This is a genomic window from Pseudomonas sp. GW821-FHT04C07 (assembly GCF_059420325.1).
The window spans coordinates 612,249-625,829 of sequence record NZ_JBWKTM010000002.1; the positions used below are offsets into that span (position 1 = coordinate 612,249).

Sequence of the window (13,581 nt, forward strand, 5' to 3'; positions counted from 1 at the left end):
AACGCTCGAACAGGCCACTCCTTTGTTGAGAAATATCCTCTAAAACTGGACTGCATTACAGAGTCAGATAAGATCGAAAAATACATATCAGATGCAGAGGAAAAGCCAGTGTTGATGCTCAAATAACGGCAACTATTCTCATCAAAATTTACAAGCGCTGACAGTTGATGAGTCAGGTGTCAACAACACCTGACTCATCAATACTCAGATCGGAAATAGCCACACGTATCAGGTTCTGCCTACCTGGAAGCGGAGCGCCGTAACTGCGCATTCAACTCCGTCTGCGAATCGACTATGTGCTCGACCAGATACTGCGCATCCCGCGCGACCCCGGAAAAACGCCCGGAGCCCCAGGTGTACAGCCACGGCAACCCGAGGAAGTACAAACCCGTCTGCGCCGTGACCCCACGCTGGTGGCCCGGATGACCACGACCGTTGAACACAGGGGCTTCTACCCAAGTGAAATCTGGAGTGAAGCCAATGCACCAGATGATGCTGGTGATGCCCTGCGCTTGCAGGTCCAGTTCACTGCGCTCCTGCTCGGGCGTCCAGACCGACTCATAACGCTCACCGGCTGGAGCGACAATCGAGTGTTGCTCGATGTATTTATCGATCGATGCGTTGATCCGGTTGTAGACCGCGTCAGCGCTGTCCAGGCTCTCGCCCAGGTTGCAGGAAAACTGCAAGCGATTGCCTTCCAACCCCTCAAGACGACCAAATAATTCCATACCTTCGCGAGCAAAAGTGCGCAAGTCGATATCGCGCCCCCCATCTCGGCCGGTGACGTAGTGGTTGGTGTTGTCGCGCACGCCTTCACGCAGCGGATGGGTATCAACGCCGATATCGTAGTAGCCCATTTCCGCCAGCCAATCGACCACATCCTTGCCACGGTAAAAGCGCGCGCAACGCGGCGCGTCGCCGACCGCCAGAAAGACCTTGCGCCCGGCCAGGTGCAGGTCCTCGGCGATCTGCGCGCCTGATTGCCCTGAACCGACCACCAGTATATTGCCAGCGGGCAAAGCCTGTGGGTTGCGGTATTGCTCGGAGTGAATCTGATGGATGCCCGCTGGCAGACGCTCGGCCAGGCGCGGGATGATCGGCGTGTGATAGCCGCCCGACGCGACAATCACCTGATCGGCAGTGAACTCGCCTTGCGAGGTGTGTATATCGAAACCACCAACGGCTCGGGGGACCACGCGCTGCACCGCGACACCTTCACGGACCGGGGCATTGACCGATTTGACGAAGCCGGCCAGGTACTCGTTGATCTGATCCTTCTTCATGAAACCGTGAGGATCGCTGCCGTTGAAGCCGTCGGTATAGGTATAACCCGGCAAAGCGCATTGCCAATTGGGCGTTACCAGACTGAAGGCATCCCAGCGCTGGTTGCGCCAGGTGTGGGTCAGGCTGTGCTTTTCCAACACCAGATGATCGATGTCCTGTTGTTGCAGGTAGTAGCTGGCGGATAATCCGGCCTGACCGCCGCCAACGATGATCACACTGTGGTGTGGAGGTTTGACTGTAGTGAGGTGACTAGCCATAGGGTGCTCCGGAACATAATGAAAAAAATAAGGGTTGAAGGGGAAAGACCGTTGAATCAGAACGAACTCCAGCCCGCGCTAATCACCTGGCCTACGCCTTCGGTACGCATGCTGAGAACGTCCACCTCACCAGTCTCGAACAGCTCGCCTTCGAGATAACTGGCCTGCCCCTTGAGCGAGCTCAAGGTGTCCATGGCCGAGCTGCAATAGAAGCCCTTGACCTGCTTGACCCGCTCCGAGGCGCTGTTCAAGGCGGCCTCCACGCGCAGCAGAAACTCGGCAAGCGGGTAACTGGCCCCCTCTTCCAGGTGTTGATAAATCACGGTCGACGGCGAATAGCCTGTCGCTTCCTTGCCATTGGGCCAGCGGATCTTGAAGTTGACGGCGGGCATGTCAGTGCTCCTGTTCGGTGAGTGTCAAAGGGCTGAGATCGAGATGGGGGTAGCTGAAGCCGGTAAATGCCTGCTCGCGCAGATTCCAGAATTCATCGTGCTGCTCACCGGCGCGGACCCGCAGTGAGCCACTGGCGTTGACCTGGCCGATGCGTTCGCAACGCACACCTTCGAAGGCGAAAGCGGCCTGGACCTCGCTCCAGTCCTCTCCCTCCAGGGTCATCACAAAGCCGTAGCTGGGGAACACTCGCAGCCAGCGCTCAAGATCGGCATTTGCTGGGCATGGCAGGGCCTGCAGATCAATGGTCGCGCCGCAGCCGGTGGTTTCCAGCAGCATCAGCAGGCTGCCTAGGACCCCGGCATTGCTGATGTCTTTGGCCGCCCGCAGCAAGCCGGCTTCGGCCAGTCGTGGCAGCACTTCGAGCTTGCTGCGCAGGCGCTCGGCCGGCACGCCTTCGAAGGCTTTCCAATAAGTGCTGTCGGCATGCCAATACCCCTCAAGGTCTACCGCCATGGCGATGACTTGACCGGGAGCCACGTGCAGCGTGGACAGCAGTTGGTGAGCGATGCCGGTGATCGCCACCGCCAGTGCGGTCGGGTTACCAGCAGCGAGGCTGGTATGCCCACCGGCCAGCAGCAAACCGTAGGCTTCGCAAGCCGCACGGATACCGGCCAGCACCTGCTGCGCCGCAGCGTTATCGTGATGCCAGTAAGCATTGACCACCGCTGTGGCGCGCCCGCCCATGGCCGCAATATCACTGACATTGGCCATGACCGCCGACCATCCGGCGAACCAGGGTGCGGTCTGAACGAAGGCCGGCAACATGCCTTCGATGGCCAGCAACTGGAAATAATCGCCACAGGCAATGGCCGCCGTGTCATCGCCTGGCATCGCGTAAAGTTGCTCGCGAGTCAGTGCCTGTTTTACCTGGCCGATGACGGCCGCAGGCTGCTGAATCGCCTGCTTGGCGCGCATCGCTGGAGTACAGCGCAACGTGTCGAGCAGCGCCGACAGGTCAAGAGTTTCAGTCATGACGGGCCACCTTCAGCGCACGCAGCGAGACCTGGCGCTGCATCAATGGGTAGCTCGACAACCGTGCCTGCATCAGGCAATGAGGCCGTCCAAGCAACTCCATATGTTCAAGGGTTTGCCAGCGCAGACCATGGAAGTACCTTTCGTTCTGTGCTTGCACCGTGGCGCGAAATATCTCGCAGCCCAGCTCCTTGGCTCGCGACACCGCTTCGTTGACCAACGCCTTGCCGATCATGCTGTGGCGCCGATAGGCCTGGGCCACACACAAGCGCCCGCCAAACCACAACCCAGGCTCTGGTTGATAGATGCGCACGGCACCGACCACCTGATCCGCCATACCGCAATTGCCGGCCAGGGCGACAATGGCGATGGCCTGGAAATCGTGGCTGTCCTTGTCCTGAGCCAGCAGTTGCTGTTCATCCGAGAACACCGAGCGACGCAGAGCAAAATAGGCCTGCTTCTCCCAGTTTTCGCTGGCAGGCTTGACCACCAGCTCGCCGGCACGAAACGGCTCGAAGGTGCTATCGACCAAAGCAAACGCGAGGTTGGACATGGTGAATCCTCTCTAGGGCAAAGCCTGCTTATTCATAGCTTTTCAGCGCCGAGCAGGCGCCACATTTAGCGCAGCCGGCGTTGATCTGATCGGAGTGCAAACCGTGACGGCGCAAACTTGCGCCGATCTGCGGATACAGCCTGGCCATCATCGCGCTGTCGGGTTTGGGGTGGTGGGCCAACGGCGTGCCGTCGATGGGCACGAACGGCACCACGAACGGATACACACCCAGTACGCACAACCGCTCACTCATTTCACTGATCGCCGCCTCGCTGTCGCCCAGGCCGGCGAGGATGTAGGTACTGACCTGCCCCCGACCGAAGACTTCGACCGCCGCGCTGAATGCCTCGAAATAACGGCTCAGAGGAACCTCGGCCTTGCCCGGCATAATCCGTTGGCGCACGTCATCGGTGACCGCTTCCAGGTGCATGCCCAACGACACCACACCACTGTCGGCCAAACGCTGAAACCAGCGGTCGTCGTCCGGCGGCTCGCACTGGGCCTGAATCGGTAAATCGACCGCGGCCGTCACCGCAGCGGCGGATTCACACAGAATCGCCGCACCACGATCCGGGGTTTGCGGCGTGCCGGTGGTCATCACCATGTGCTTGACGCCATCCAGTTCCACCGCGGCTTTCGCCACTTCAGCCAATTGTTGCGGACGTTTTCGGGCGATGGTTTTACCGGCCGCCAGTGACTGGCCGATGGCACAGAACTGGCAGGAGGTGCCGCGATCATTGAAGCGTATGCAGTGTTGCAACACCGTTGTGGCGAGCACATCGCGGCTGTGCAGGGTGGCGATTTTCCAGTAGGGGATGCCGTCAGCGGTGCTCAAGCCATAGAACTTCGGCACACCGGGCATCTGCACCTGACCGACCTGCAGACCTTCGCGAAAGATCAGCGCCTGGCTGCCATCGGTGCTAGGTTGCGCCTGATAGGGCGAGTCCTGAGAGGCCTGATTGAGGATCGGCACCATCATGGTCCGGCTACCGGAACTCAGCGCCTTGTGGTCTGACGGCCCCGCTCCGCCTTGTCGAGACAAGCCGTTTTGCGCAGCAGGCCAACGCACGCCGTGGCATTGCAGTTCGGCGAGCAGTTCATTGGTTTGCATAATCGAACTCCTCGGCGGCGACCGCCGCAAGGTGTGCACTGCGTTCATGCACATGCGCAGTGGGCGTGCGGTCGATCAACAGACTGAGCAGTTCCGGACGACTGTAATGCCCAACCGAATCCATCATCCGTTTACGCTTATCGATCAGTGCCAAATCGAGATCGGCAATCACCACCCCTTCACCGGAACGCAGCGGTTCACCGAGCAATTTGCCTTCAGGGGAAACGACGGCGGTGAAACAGCCACCCGAGATCGGGCCGAGGCCGCAACCGGTGTCTTGCATGATTTGGCCCTGCTGATCGGCGTCCAGCCAGGCAGTGGCGTTGACCACGAAACAGCCAGACTCCAAGGCGTGATGACGGATGGTGACTTCGATCTGCTCAGCGAAAATATCGCCCACCAACGATCCGGGAAACATCGCGGCATGGATCTGTTCGCCATCGGCCATCAAGGCATAACGAGCCAGCGGGTTGTAATGCTCCCAACAGGCCAGGGAGCCAATGCGCCCTACTGCGCTGTCGATGGCGCGCAGGCCGGAACCATCGCCTTGCCCCCAGACCATGCGTTCGTGATAGGTTGGGGTGATTTTGCGTCGATGCTGAATCAGGCTGCCGTCGGCATCGAAGAGTAATTGTGCGTTGTAGATCGTGCCGCCATCGCGCTCGTTGACGCCGATAGACACCACCATCCCTGCTTGCTTGCAGGCTTCACCTATGGCCAAGGTAGCGGCCGACGGCACTGTCACCGATTGTTCCAGCAACTTGAGGTGCTGTGCCCCCATGGCAAAGGCCGGCTGCACAAACGAAAAATACGGGTAGTAAGGCACCACCGTTTCCGGAAAGACGGCGAACTGCACGCCTTGCCGGCCAAGGTCGATGATCTGTTGGCAGACCTTGTCCACGGTGCCTTCGCGGCTGTAAAGCACCGGGCTGATTTGCACGGCAGCGGCTTTGATAATCGGCATACCTGACTCCTGAAAAATTGAGGGCGACCGGAGCAAGTGGGTGCTTGCTCCGGCAGACGCTTAGGCCGTCCAGGTATCGATGATCATTGCGCCTTCACGGCGCATCAGCAGGCGCAGGTCCATCACGTCCAGCGGATTGATTGGACGGATGCCTTCGATCAAGGCCTTTTCGGTCTGGCCATAAAGGGCTTGCAGGGCAAAGCGACAGGCGTAAACCTCACCGCCCTCCTCCATGAACTGAATGATCTGCTTGTTCACCGCCAGGTGGCCGGGGAAAGCTTCGGCGCCCAGGGTCGGGAAACCTCGCTGCACACCCAGTTGCACGCCAGGTCCGTACAGCAGAATCTTGGTTTCGAAGCCCTTGCGCAGCAGTCGCTTAGCCTGAAGCATATTGACCAGGCCGATGGAGCCCTCGAAGGCGATGGTGTGGAAGGTGATCAGGACTTTCTCGCCGGGCTCGGCTTTGACGTCCTCGAAGACTTTCTCTTCGTAATTGACCAGGAAGTCGCCGTCTTTGTAATGGGGAATATCCACGGTTGGCATAGTGTCGCTCTCCAGTTTCTTCGTGCTTTAACGGCGGCCTGAGTTGGCTGCCGGGTTGCAGGAGATAGAGCGAACGCCGTGCCAGGAAATAAAATTAAATTTCGTTAAAAGCTAAGTTATTGATTAGGTTAAAGATACTTATCTGATCCGGTTTTTTATAACGCATCTGATGCTATCGGTGAATCACGCATTCCCGTAGAAATACGAACATTCGTAGCGGCCAATCACGAGATTTCGTACCCATGAACGAAACAGATTCCCTCAGCGGCTGGGCCGACCTGGCCTACTCCTCAAGACATATGGTGTTCGAGCATTGCGCTGAGGCCATTGCCCTGCTCAATCCGTTTTCCGATCGACTGGGCGACCTGAACATCGCCGCCTGCAAGCTGCTGGGCTACCCGCGCCAGGAGTTGCTGGAGTTGCCGGTGAGCAAACTGTTCGGCCATCAACTGGCGGACCTGATCGTGTTCACCCAGGCTGTGATGGACAAAGGTCGCGGCTGGACCGAAGAGCTGAGCTGCAACTGCAAGACCGGCGAACGCATCGAGCTGGAGATCTCCGCCACCACCTTGCAGATCAAGGGTGAGCAGCATCTTATTCTGGTGCTACGCGAGCTGAGCCATGAGAAATACCAGCGCGACCAGGCCCATACCGAGCGCACCATGCGCGGCGGACTGATCGAATGGCGCAACATTCTCAACCTGTTCCAGGAAACCGAACGCGACAACCAACTGCTGCTCAGCTCGGTGGGCGACGGCATCTACAGCATCAACAGCGACGGTCTGGCCACCTTCGTCAACCCCGCCGGGGCGCGAATGCTCGGCTGGGAACCGCAAGACATGATCGGCAAGAACATCCACCGCATTCACCACCACACCCACGCCGATGGAAGTCACTACCCGGTGGAAGATTGCCCGATCTACAAAGCCGTGCATGACGGGGTAGTCCATGAAGGGCGTCAGGAGGTGTTCTGGCGCCGAGACGGCAGCTCGTTTCCAGTAGAGTTCACGAGCACGCCGGTGATTTCCGACGGCCGCATCGCAGGTGCAGTAGTGGTATTTCGGGATATCACCGAACGGCGCAACACAGAGAACCAACTGCAAAACGCTTTGGAAGAGTTGAAAGTCCTCAAGCAACGCCTGGAGGAGCAAAACGCCTACTTGCAGGAAGAGATTCACATTGAACACAACTTCCGCGAGATCGTCGGTCAGAGCGAGCCGATCCTGAAGATCATCAAGCAGATCGACGTGGTCGCCCCCACCGACGCCAGCGTGCTGATCAACGGCGAGTCTGGCACCGGCAAGGAGCTGATCGCCCGTGCGATCCATCAGGCCAGCCGCCGCAACGCCAGCCCGCTGATCCGGGTCAACTGCGCGGCGATTCCCACCGAACTGTTCGAAAGCGAGTTCTTCGGGCATATCCGCGGCGCCTTTACCGGCGCCGTTCGCGATCGTGTCGGGCGCTTCGAGCTGGCCGATGGCGGCACGCTGTTTCTCGACGAAATCGGCGAAATCCCGCTGGAACTGCAAAGCAAACTGCTGCGGGTTTTGCAGGAGGGCCAGTTCGAGCGGGTCGGTGAAGAACGTACCCGCAAGGTCGATGTGCGGATCATTGCTGCGACCAACCGCGACCTGCGCCAGGAAGTCGCAGCCAGGCATTTTCGCGAAGATCTGTATTTCCGGCTCAACGTTTTCCCTATCCAGTCTCCCGCGCTACGTGATCGCCCCATGGACATCGCGCCCCTCGCTGCGCATTTCCTCAAGCAGACCGGCAAGCGCCTGAACATGCCCGGGCGTCGTCTGCGCAACACTGATATCGAACGACTGCAGAACTACTCCTGGCCGGGAAATATCCGCGAGCTGCAAAACGTCATCGAGCGTGCCTTGATCACCTCGAACGGTGCCGACCTGAACCTGGATCTGCCTGAGGAACCGAAAACCAGCCTCCACGTCACTCAGTTTCCCGTCCCCTCATCCGTAATCATGACTGACGCCCAGCTTCGTGAGCTGGAGCGCAGCAACATGCAGGCCGCGCTCAAGGCCGCCGACGGCAAACTGTTTGGCAAAGGCGGCGCAGCCGAACTGCTGGGCCTCAAACCCACGACACTGGCTTCGAGGTTCAAGCGACTGGAGATCAAGCTGGAGGAATGATTCGATCGGGCCCCTGGCTATGCCACATAGCTGGCCACGCAATCTCGTGAAACCCTCTACGAATATTCGTATTTCTACGCAATTACGTAGTTCTGCCACGGCGTCAGTGCCGCCTCGCAGTGCCAGATATGACAAATTAGTTGTTGTTTATCAACGAGTTAGCTCGCGCATAAAAAACCGCAAAGAGCTGGCACGACCTTCGCTCCTGTGTACTGCAACCGATACGCCCAGCGGGCCATCGATAACAGCAGATCACGGATGCCTACCATGCCGACAGCCTCCGCTTTCACCGTCACACGTCAAGAAACCTACCTGGCTTCGATGCCCAATCTGGCCTTCACCGGCCTTTCGGAAAACTGGTTGTTGAAAGAGTGTGGTCATCAACATTGGCTCGCGTTGGCCCAACTGCATAATCGGCCTCTGCCTGATTTCGTCGATGAGCAGGGGCGCATCGCCTATGCCGCGTTCACCGCCGTAAAAATGTGGGACTTGAAGCTGGAAGCCATCGTCGAGAACCGCCCGTTCCAGATCCATACCCGGATCGGACGTGGTGGGCAGGCCCGGCATTACAGCGAGCATGAGGTCAGACTTGGCGACCGCCTCGTGGGGCAACTGGCATTGCTGTCGACCTTCGTCAGCCGGCATGTGCCGGGCGACAATCGCAGTGTCAACAAAGCGTGTCTCAGGGGCTCTCAGGCACCCGTGACGCAGCCACCTGACGTGTTGCATGAACTGCATACCGACAGCCGGCGAATACGCACCGACGACTGGCACCGTCATTACGGCATTGATCGTCAATCAGGTGAAGCGGCGCGTCTGTTCGATTTTACGCCCTGCCCCGATGTCGACTTCAACGGTGCCAACCTGCTGTACTTCGCCAACTTCCAGGCCATGGTCGAGCGTGCGGAATGGGCCCTATTGGGATTGCGCCGCCCCGGTCACATTCGTCGGCGCGAGCTGCATTTCTACGGCAATCTCAATATCAACGACAGCTTGCAGCTCAGACTGCACCCTGGTCAGCCAGCCAATCGCGAATTGCACTGGTGTGAAGTTTATCGGCGCAGCGATCTCTTCAAACTGGCTGACGTTTTCACCCGGAAAATCCATCTCTCGGACTGCAGCCGACCATGAGCCATCCTCCTCTCTGGCGGCCCGAAGGCCTGCGACTCAAGTCGGTGTATCACAGCAGTGACCTGGACTGTCTTGAACACCTGCACAGCCTGCCAGGCAAAGCGCCCTTTGTGCGCGGGCCCTACTCGAGCATGTACCCGGAAAAACCCTGGACCGTGCGTCAGTACACTGGGTTCGCGGGAGCGGACGCCAGCAACCAGCGCCTGCGGCAACGTTTAGCCGAGGGCGCAACAGGCTTATCACTGGCCTTCGACTTGCCGACGCATCGCGGCTACGACTCCAGTGATGCTCAATGGCAGGCCGATGTCGGCAAGGCAGGCGTCGCCATTGATAGCGTAGAGGACATGGCTGAACTGCTGGACGGCATTTCCTTGGATGAGGTGTCGGTGTCACTCACCATGAACGGCGCAGTGCTGCCCGTGCTGGCGGCCTTTATCGTCGCCGCCGAAGAATCCGGCGTCGCTTCAGAGCGACTCAGTGGCACTATCCAGAACGATATTCTCAAAGAGTTCACGGTGCGCAACACCTACATTTTTGCGCCACAACCCTCTATGCGTATAACCACGGATGTTATTGGCTACTTAGGTGAACACCTGCCGCGATTCAACCCGATTTCGGTGTCCGGGTATCACTTCCAGGAAGCTGGTGCAGATGCTGTACTGGAGCTGGCACTGACGCTGGTCAACGCCAGGACCTATGCCGAGCACGTGCAAAACAGCGGCCTGAATCTGCAAAGATTCTGTGAACGAATCAGTTTTTTCTTCGGCATAGGCAGCGACTTTTTCACCGAAGTCGCCAAGTGTCGTGCGGCCCGTTTGCTCTGGTTCGAGATCACCCGGAATCTGGGCGTGCGGAGTGAGAAAGGCCAGGCACTGCGCATGCACTGCCAGACATCAGGCTGGTCGCTCTGCGCTCAGGATCCACTCAACAATGTCACGCGTACAACAGTCCAGGCCATGGCAGCGGTATTCGGCGGTACCCAGTCGCTGCATACCAATGCCTGGGACGAGGCGTTGACGCTACCCAGTGAGGAGTCGGCAAGGCTGGCCAGCAATACCCAACATATCCTTCAGCAGGAAACCGGGCTCTGTGATGTGGTCGATCCCTGGGCCGGGTCCTACATGATGGAATCCCTGACGGCACAAATGGCTCAGCAGGTTCGCCAACGGATGACTGAGATTGATGCCCAGGGCGGGATGCTCCAGTCAATAGAGTCCGGCTGGATCAGCCAGGCCATCCATCTTCAGGCCATGGCGACCGAGGCCCGACTTGATGGCGGTATTCAGCGGCGTGTTGCTTCAAGTGCACAGGCGCAAGCTGTGGAGGAAGCAGCGTTGGCAATGGACAGTCAGGCACTGCGCGCCCGACAGTGTCGACGTCTCAGCCGATTGCGCCTGACACGCGACACCCCACGGGTTGAAACCCTGTTGCAAGCGATAACCGAGTGCGCACGCTCGGGTCAGGGCAACCTGCTGGCGGCAACCGTGGCTGCGATCAGGGCGCGGGCGACGCTGGGTGAATGTACCCAGGCACTGGAAAAGGTATGGCCACGCTTCAGGCAGGACCTGGATTTTCGCGCAGGTCACTATGGACCGGCTGTGAGTGAGCGCCCGGACTGGACGCAGGTATGCGGGCGCATCTCGACCTTTGTCGCTGACCATGGCCGTCCGCCCAGGGTTCTGCTGACCAAGCTGGGCCAGGATGGGCATGACCGCGGAATTCGGCTGATCGCCGCAGCGCTGGCCGATGCCGGTTTCGAGGTGCGCCTTCTCCCCATGTTCCAGACGCCGGTTCGGTTACTGGAATCACTGGATGAAGAAAACCAGGTGGATCTGGTTGGTATTTCGAGTCTGGCTGGGGCACACAACGAGTTACTCACTGAGCTGATAGATCTGTTGGGCGAACGCAAGCTCGACATACCGATGGTTGTGGGGGGAATCATTCCAGATGCTGACGCGCGTCGATTGCTGGATTTAGGGGTCAAGGCATGTTTCGGCCCTGGCCAGGATGTGATTGAAATCATTGAACAGCTAGTCGATCTGCTCGACACTTGTTTTAGCGCTCGGTATCGGAGGATTTCATCCCAAGAGTGGCCGACTCTTTGATTTGAATAATCCATTGGTCGACAAGAGCATGTTGTTCGGTTATGACCTGCAAGGTTTGGGGTGCATTGCTAATGGTATTAGCGGGTGCGGGCGTCTTTCTGATGGTTGAATTCGACAGCGTTAAGTTGTTGTATGCAGCCCCCATCAACATTTTGCTGCTGGTCGTAACAGTGCTCTATCACCGACAGCCCACAGTCTCATTAGAGATCGCAGGAGGCGATCATGGTCGTGGATTTGCTGTTGTCGCAGATGAAGTTCGAAATCTATCTCGACAAACTGCAGACTCCAGCTTTCAGATTCGTCAGATAGCTACCGGTTTGGAGAAGCCGGCAGACAACACGCATCAAGGGATCGAACTGCTAACCGATTCGACTCGGCTGGGCATGACAACGGACGAGACTGCGCTACAGTCATTGGGTGAACTGTGTGGGTAGCAGCGCCATAGCAAGGGTCGAAGTCATGGAGTGCATCATGCAGTGGTTAGCGAGCTTCCATGAATTAGCGACACAAGCAACCCGAATGGTCACTTGAAAAGTGGGGCTGTTCAATACGTTAAGCGCCTGAGCAGGTGCCCATCACCTGATACGTCACGCTATGGGTTTCGCCCTGATGGTCGATGTAGACCATCGTTGCAGGTACCACGTCACAAGCCGTTGACGTTGGTGTTACAGAAATCACTTTGGCGATGTCCAGATTTTGGTCACCGCGATACTGATCTACAGGTTCGTTGGCTGCCATCGCTGCAGTAGCAGTGATCGCCAGAATTACGCCGAGTAAAATTTTCATCGTGTCTTCTCCTCTCATTTGGTGATGGCTCAATTCTAATCCTGTGTTGGTTTCGATAAAGGGGACGTTAATTGATACAGCCTTACAAAAGACGCAACAGTCTGCACCGCTGGGAAAACTATGGACTTGCATAACTGCATGAGATTATTTGTCCGAGTCGAGGAGACTGGAAGTTTCACCGTCACGGCTAATGCCCTAGACTTTCGACTGCGCAGGTATCTCGACTGGTTAGTGGCAAAAGACTCTCGACGCCTTGGCCCGGCAGTGCGGTGTGAGCCGGGCAATGCCGTCGCAGATCGAGTCCGGTCGTAGCGTGCGCTCCATCAAAGTGCTGTCCAAAATCGCCAAGGCTTGAAGGTATTGGCAGCAGCCTTTCTAGAGCATCGGGTTTTGCCCGCAAGGTGGAAGACCATGGCAAGTATGCTGATACTTCAAACGCTCGAAACGGGCAAGATTATCCCCTTGACGGCCAGACCCTAGCCTTGGCCAATATCGACTGCAACAGCACGTCGGCTCCGGCCTTGGCCCAATGGGGATGAATTTCCTCGGCTTCGTTATGGCTGAGGCCGTCCACGCAAGGCACGAAAATCATCGCTATCGGTGCCACGCGGTTCAGGTAGAAGGCGTCGTGTCCGGCACCGGAAATCATCGGCCGATGGCTGTAACCCAAGGCTTCGCTGGAGGCCCGGACCACCTCGACGCATTCGCTGTCAAAGGCAATGGGTGCGTACTGGAAGATCTGTTTAACGCTGTGCTGCAGGCCCACATGGGCGCTGCGCCCAATCAGTTCGACTTCATACCAGCGCTGGCCCTGAGCACCGGTGACCACGCCGATGGTCAAGCCCTGGGCCTCAAGGATCGGCCCCTGCTCGATATGCAGCTCGAACGCCGCATGCACCGCCTGGCCGTCCACTAGATGAGCGCCGGCATAGCCGATCTGCTGTAGAGCCTGACCGAGGCTGACGCCCTCTCTATCGACCCGTGGCAGGCCGTAGTCGAGGTCGAACACCACGGCGCTCAACGGTTTGTTACTCGAGGACGGCCAATTGGCGCTGACCGCCACCCTCACCGGCCTTGGCTGCTCACTGCTGCGCGAGCCCTTGGTGGCGCCTCATGTCGCCAGTGGCGAGCTGGTGAAACTCTTGATCTGGAAGTCGATGATGGCCGGCAGTGCTACCTGTGCCGGCGCTCCAACAGTGAACTTTCGGCAGACGGCGCCAGCCTTTACGAGTGGATCAAGCGCAGCCTCGTGAAGGGATGATCGGCAGCCCG

12 protein-coding genes and 2 pseudogenes are annotated in these 13,581 nt (G+C 58.3%); 5 read left to right on the forward strand and 9 right to left on the reverse strand.

Features of this window, described 5'->3' with window-relative positions; all coding sequences use genetic code 11:
• Nucleotides 1-239: 239 nt before the first annotated feature.
• From AC07UI_RS06375 to AC07UI_RS06405, 7 genes are read right to left on the reverse strand one after another with little or no spacing between them, the layout of a single operon-like run.
• A complete protein-coding gene (locus tag AC07UI_RS06375; RefSeq protein WP_494991662.1) occupies nt 240-1,541 on the reverse strand; it encodes an MSMEG_0569 family flavin-dependent oxidoreductase in 1,302 nt (433 codons plus the stop codon).
• A gap of 56 nt (nt 1,542-1,597) precedes the next feature.
• On the reverse strand, nt 1,598-1,933 hold the full coding sequence (locus tag AC07UI_RS06380) for an MSMEG_0570 family nitrogen starvation response protein (protein ID WP_494991663.1): 336 nt from the start codon (nt 1,931-1,933) through the stop codon (nt 1,598-1,600).
• Nucleotide 1,934: 1 nt separating this feature from the next.
• Nucleotides 1,935-2,966: a sll0787 family AIR synthase-like protein gene (locus tag AC07UI_RS06385; RefSeq protein ID WP_494991664.1), complete on the reverse strand. Its 1,032-nt coding sequence runs from the start codon at nt 2,964-2,966 to the stop codon at nt 1,935-1,937.
• The gene (locus tag AC07UI_RS06390) at nt 2,959-3,519 is read right to left on the reverse strand and encodes an MSMEG_0567/Sll0786 family nitrogen starvation N-acetyltransferase (protein WP_494991665.1); all 561 of its coding nucleotides are present in this window, start codon (nt 3,517-3,519) and stop codon (nt 2,959-2,961) included. Before AC07UI_RS06390 ends, AC07UI_RS06385 begins: the two co-directional genes overlap by 8 nt.
• Nucleotides 3,520-3,547: 28 nt before the next feature.
• Nucleotides 3,548-4,630, reverse strand: coding sequence for an MSMEG_0568 family radical SAM protein (locus AC07UI_RS06395; RefSeq protein WP_494991666.1), 1,083 nt, complete (start codon nt 4,628-4,630; stop codon nt 3,548-3,550).
• Nucleotides 4,617-5,594: a Nit6803 family nitrilase gene (locus AC07UI_RS06400; protein ID WP_494991667.1), complete on the reverse strand. Its 978-nt coding sequence runs from the start codon at nt 5,592-5,594 to the stop codon at nt 4,617-4,619. Before AC07UI_RS06400 ends, AC07UI_RS06395 begins: the two co-directional genes overlap by 14 nt.
• A 60-nt stretch (nt 5,595-5,654) precedes the next feature.
• Entirely contained in the window at nt 5,655-6,137 is a 483-nt protein-coding gene (locus AC07UI_RS06405; protein ID WP_397452632.1) for an MSMEG_0572/Sll0783 family nitrogen starvation response protein, read from the reverse strand.
• Between the two features lie 242 nt (nt 6,138-6,379).
• Here AC07UI_RS06405 and AC07UI_RS06410 point away from each other — a divergent pair, with 242 nt between their 5' ends.
• From AC07UI_RS06410 to AC07UI_RS06425, 4 genes are all read left to right on the forward strand, one after another.
• Nucleotides 6,380-8,287, forward strand: a complete 1,908-nt coding sequence (locus AC07UI_RS06410) for a sigma 54-interacting transcriptional regulator (RefSeq protein WP_494991668.1) — start codon at nt 6,380-6,382, stop codon at nt 8,285-8,287.
• 267 nt (nt 8,288-8,554) lie between these two features.
• The gene (locus AC07UI_RS06415; protein WP_494991669.1) at nt 8,555-9,418 is read left to right on the forward strand and encodes a Pnap_2097 family protein; all 864 of its coding nucleotides are present in this window, start codon (nt 8,555-8,557) and stop codon (nt 9,416-9,418) included.
• Complete coding sequence (gene scpA, locus AC07UI_RS06420) at nt 9,415-11,523, forward strand: methylmalonyl-CoA mutase (RefSeq protein WP_494991670.1); 2,109 nt, start codon at nt 9,415-9,417, stop codon at nt 11,521-11,523. The genes AC07UI_RS06415 and scpA overlap by 4 nt, the downstream gene beginning before the upstream one ends.
• A gap of 41 nt (nt 11,524-11,564) precedes the next feature.
• Nucleotides 11,565-11,957: a methyl-accepting chemotaxis protein gene (locus tag AC07UI_RS06425; RefSeq protein WP_494991671.1), complete on the forward strand. Its 393-nt coding sequence runs from the start codon at nt 11,565-11,567 to the stop codon at nt 11,955-11,957.
• Between the two features lie 118 nt (nt 11,958-12,075).
• Here AC07UI_RS06425 and AC07UI_RS06430 read toward each other — a convergent pair whose 3' ends face one another.
• Entirely contained in the window at nt 12,076-12,309 is a 234-nt protein-coding gene (locus tag AC07UI_RS06430) for a DUF2790 domain-containing protein (protein ID WP_494991672.1), read from the reverse strand.
• 241 nt (nt 12,310-12,550) lie between these two features.
• Between AC07UI_RS06430 and AC07UI_RS06435 the strand changes: the two are divergent.
• Nucleotides 12,551-12,711 (forward strand): annotated as a pseudogene (locus AC07UI_RS06435) (helix-turn-helix domain-containing protein); the annotation flags it as partial.
• A gap of 52 nt (nt 12,712-12,763) precedes the next feature.
• Here AC07UI_RS06435 and AC07UI_RS06440 read toward each other — a convergent pair.
• Nucleotides 12,764-13,393: pseudogene (locus AC07UI_RS06440) on the reverse strand (M20/M25/M40 family metallo-hydrolase); the annotation flags it as partial.
• Between the last annotated feature and the right edge of the window lie 188 nt (nt 13,394-13,581).

Coding starts and splice junctions, on each gene's coding strand:
- AC07UI_RS06375 (WP_494991662.1), bottom strand. CDS start 1,541: ATGGCTAGTCACCTCACTACAGTCAAACCTCCACACCACAGTGTGATC.
- AC07UI_RS06380 (WP_494991663.1), bottom strand. CDS start 1,933: ATGCCCGCCGTCAACTTCAAGATCCGCTGGCCCAATGGCAAGGAAGCG.
- AC07UI_RS06385 (WP_494991664.1), bottom strand. CDS start 2,966: ATGACTGAAACTCTTGACCTGTCGGCGCTGCTCGACACGTTGCGCTGT.
- AC07UI_RS06390 (WP_494991665.1), bottom strand. CDS start 3,519: ATGTCCAACCTCGCGTTTGCTTTGGTCGATAGCACCTTCGAGCCGTTT.
- AC07UI_RS06395 (WP_494991666.1), bottom strand. CDS start 4,630: ATGCAAACCAATGAACTGCTCGCCGAACTGCAATGCCACGGCGTGCGT.
- AC07UI_RS06400 (WP_494991667.1), bottom strand. CDS start 5,594: ATGCCGATTATCAAAGCCGCTGCCGTGCAAATCAGCCCGGTGCTTTAC.
- AC07UI_RS06405 (WP_397452632.1), bottom strand. CDS start 6,137: ATGCCAACCGTGGATATTCCCCATTACAAAGACGGCGACTTCCTGGTC.
- AC07UI_RS06410 (WP_494991668.1), top strand. CDS start 6,380: ATGAACGAAACAGATTCCCTCAGCGGCTGGGCCGACCTGGCCTACTCC.
- AC07UI_RS06415 (WP_494991669.1), top strand. CDS start 8,555: ATGCCGACAGCCTCCGCTTTCACCGTCACACGTCAAGAAACCTACCTG.
- scpA (WP_494991670.1), top strand. CDS start 9,415: ATGAGCCATCCTCCTCTCTGGCGGCCCGAAGGCCTGCGACTCAAGTCG.
- AC07UI_RS06425 (WP_494991671.1), top strand. CDS start 11,565: ATGACCTGCAAGGTTTGGGGTGCATTGCTAATGGTATTAGCGGGTGCG.
- AC07UI_RS06430 (WP_494991672.1), bottom strand. CDS start 12,309: ATGAAAATTTTACTCGGCGTAATTCTGGCGATCACTGCTACTGCAGCG.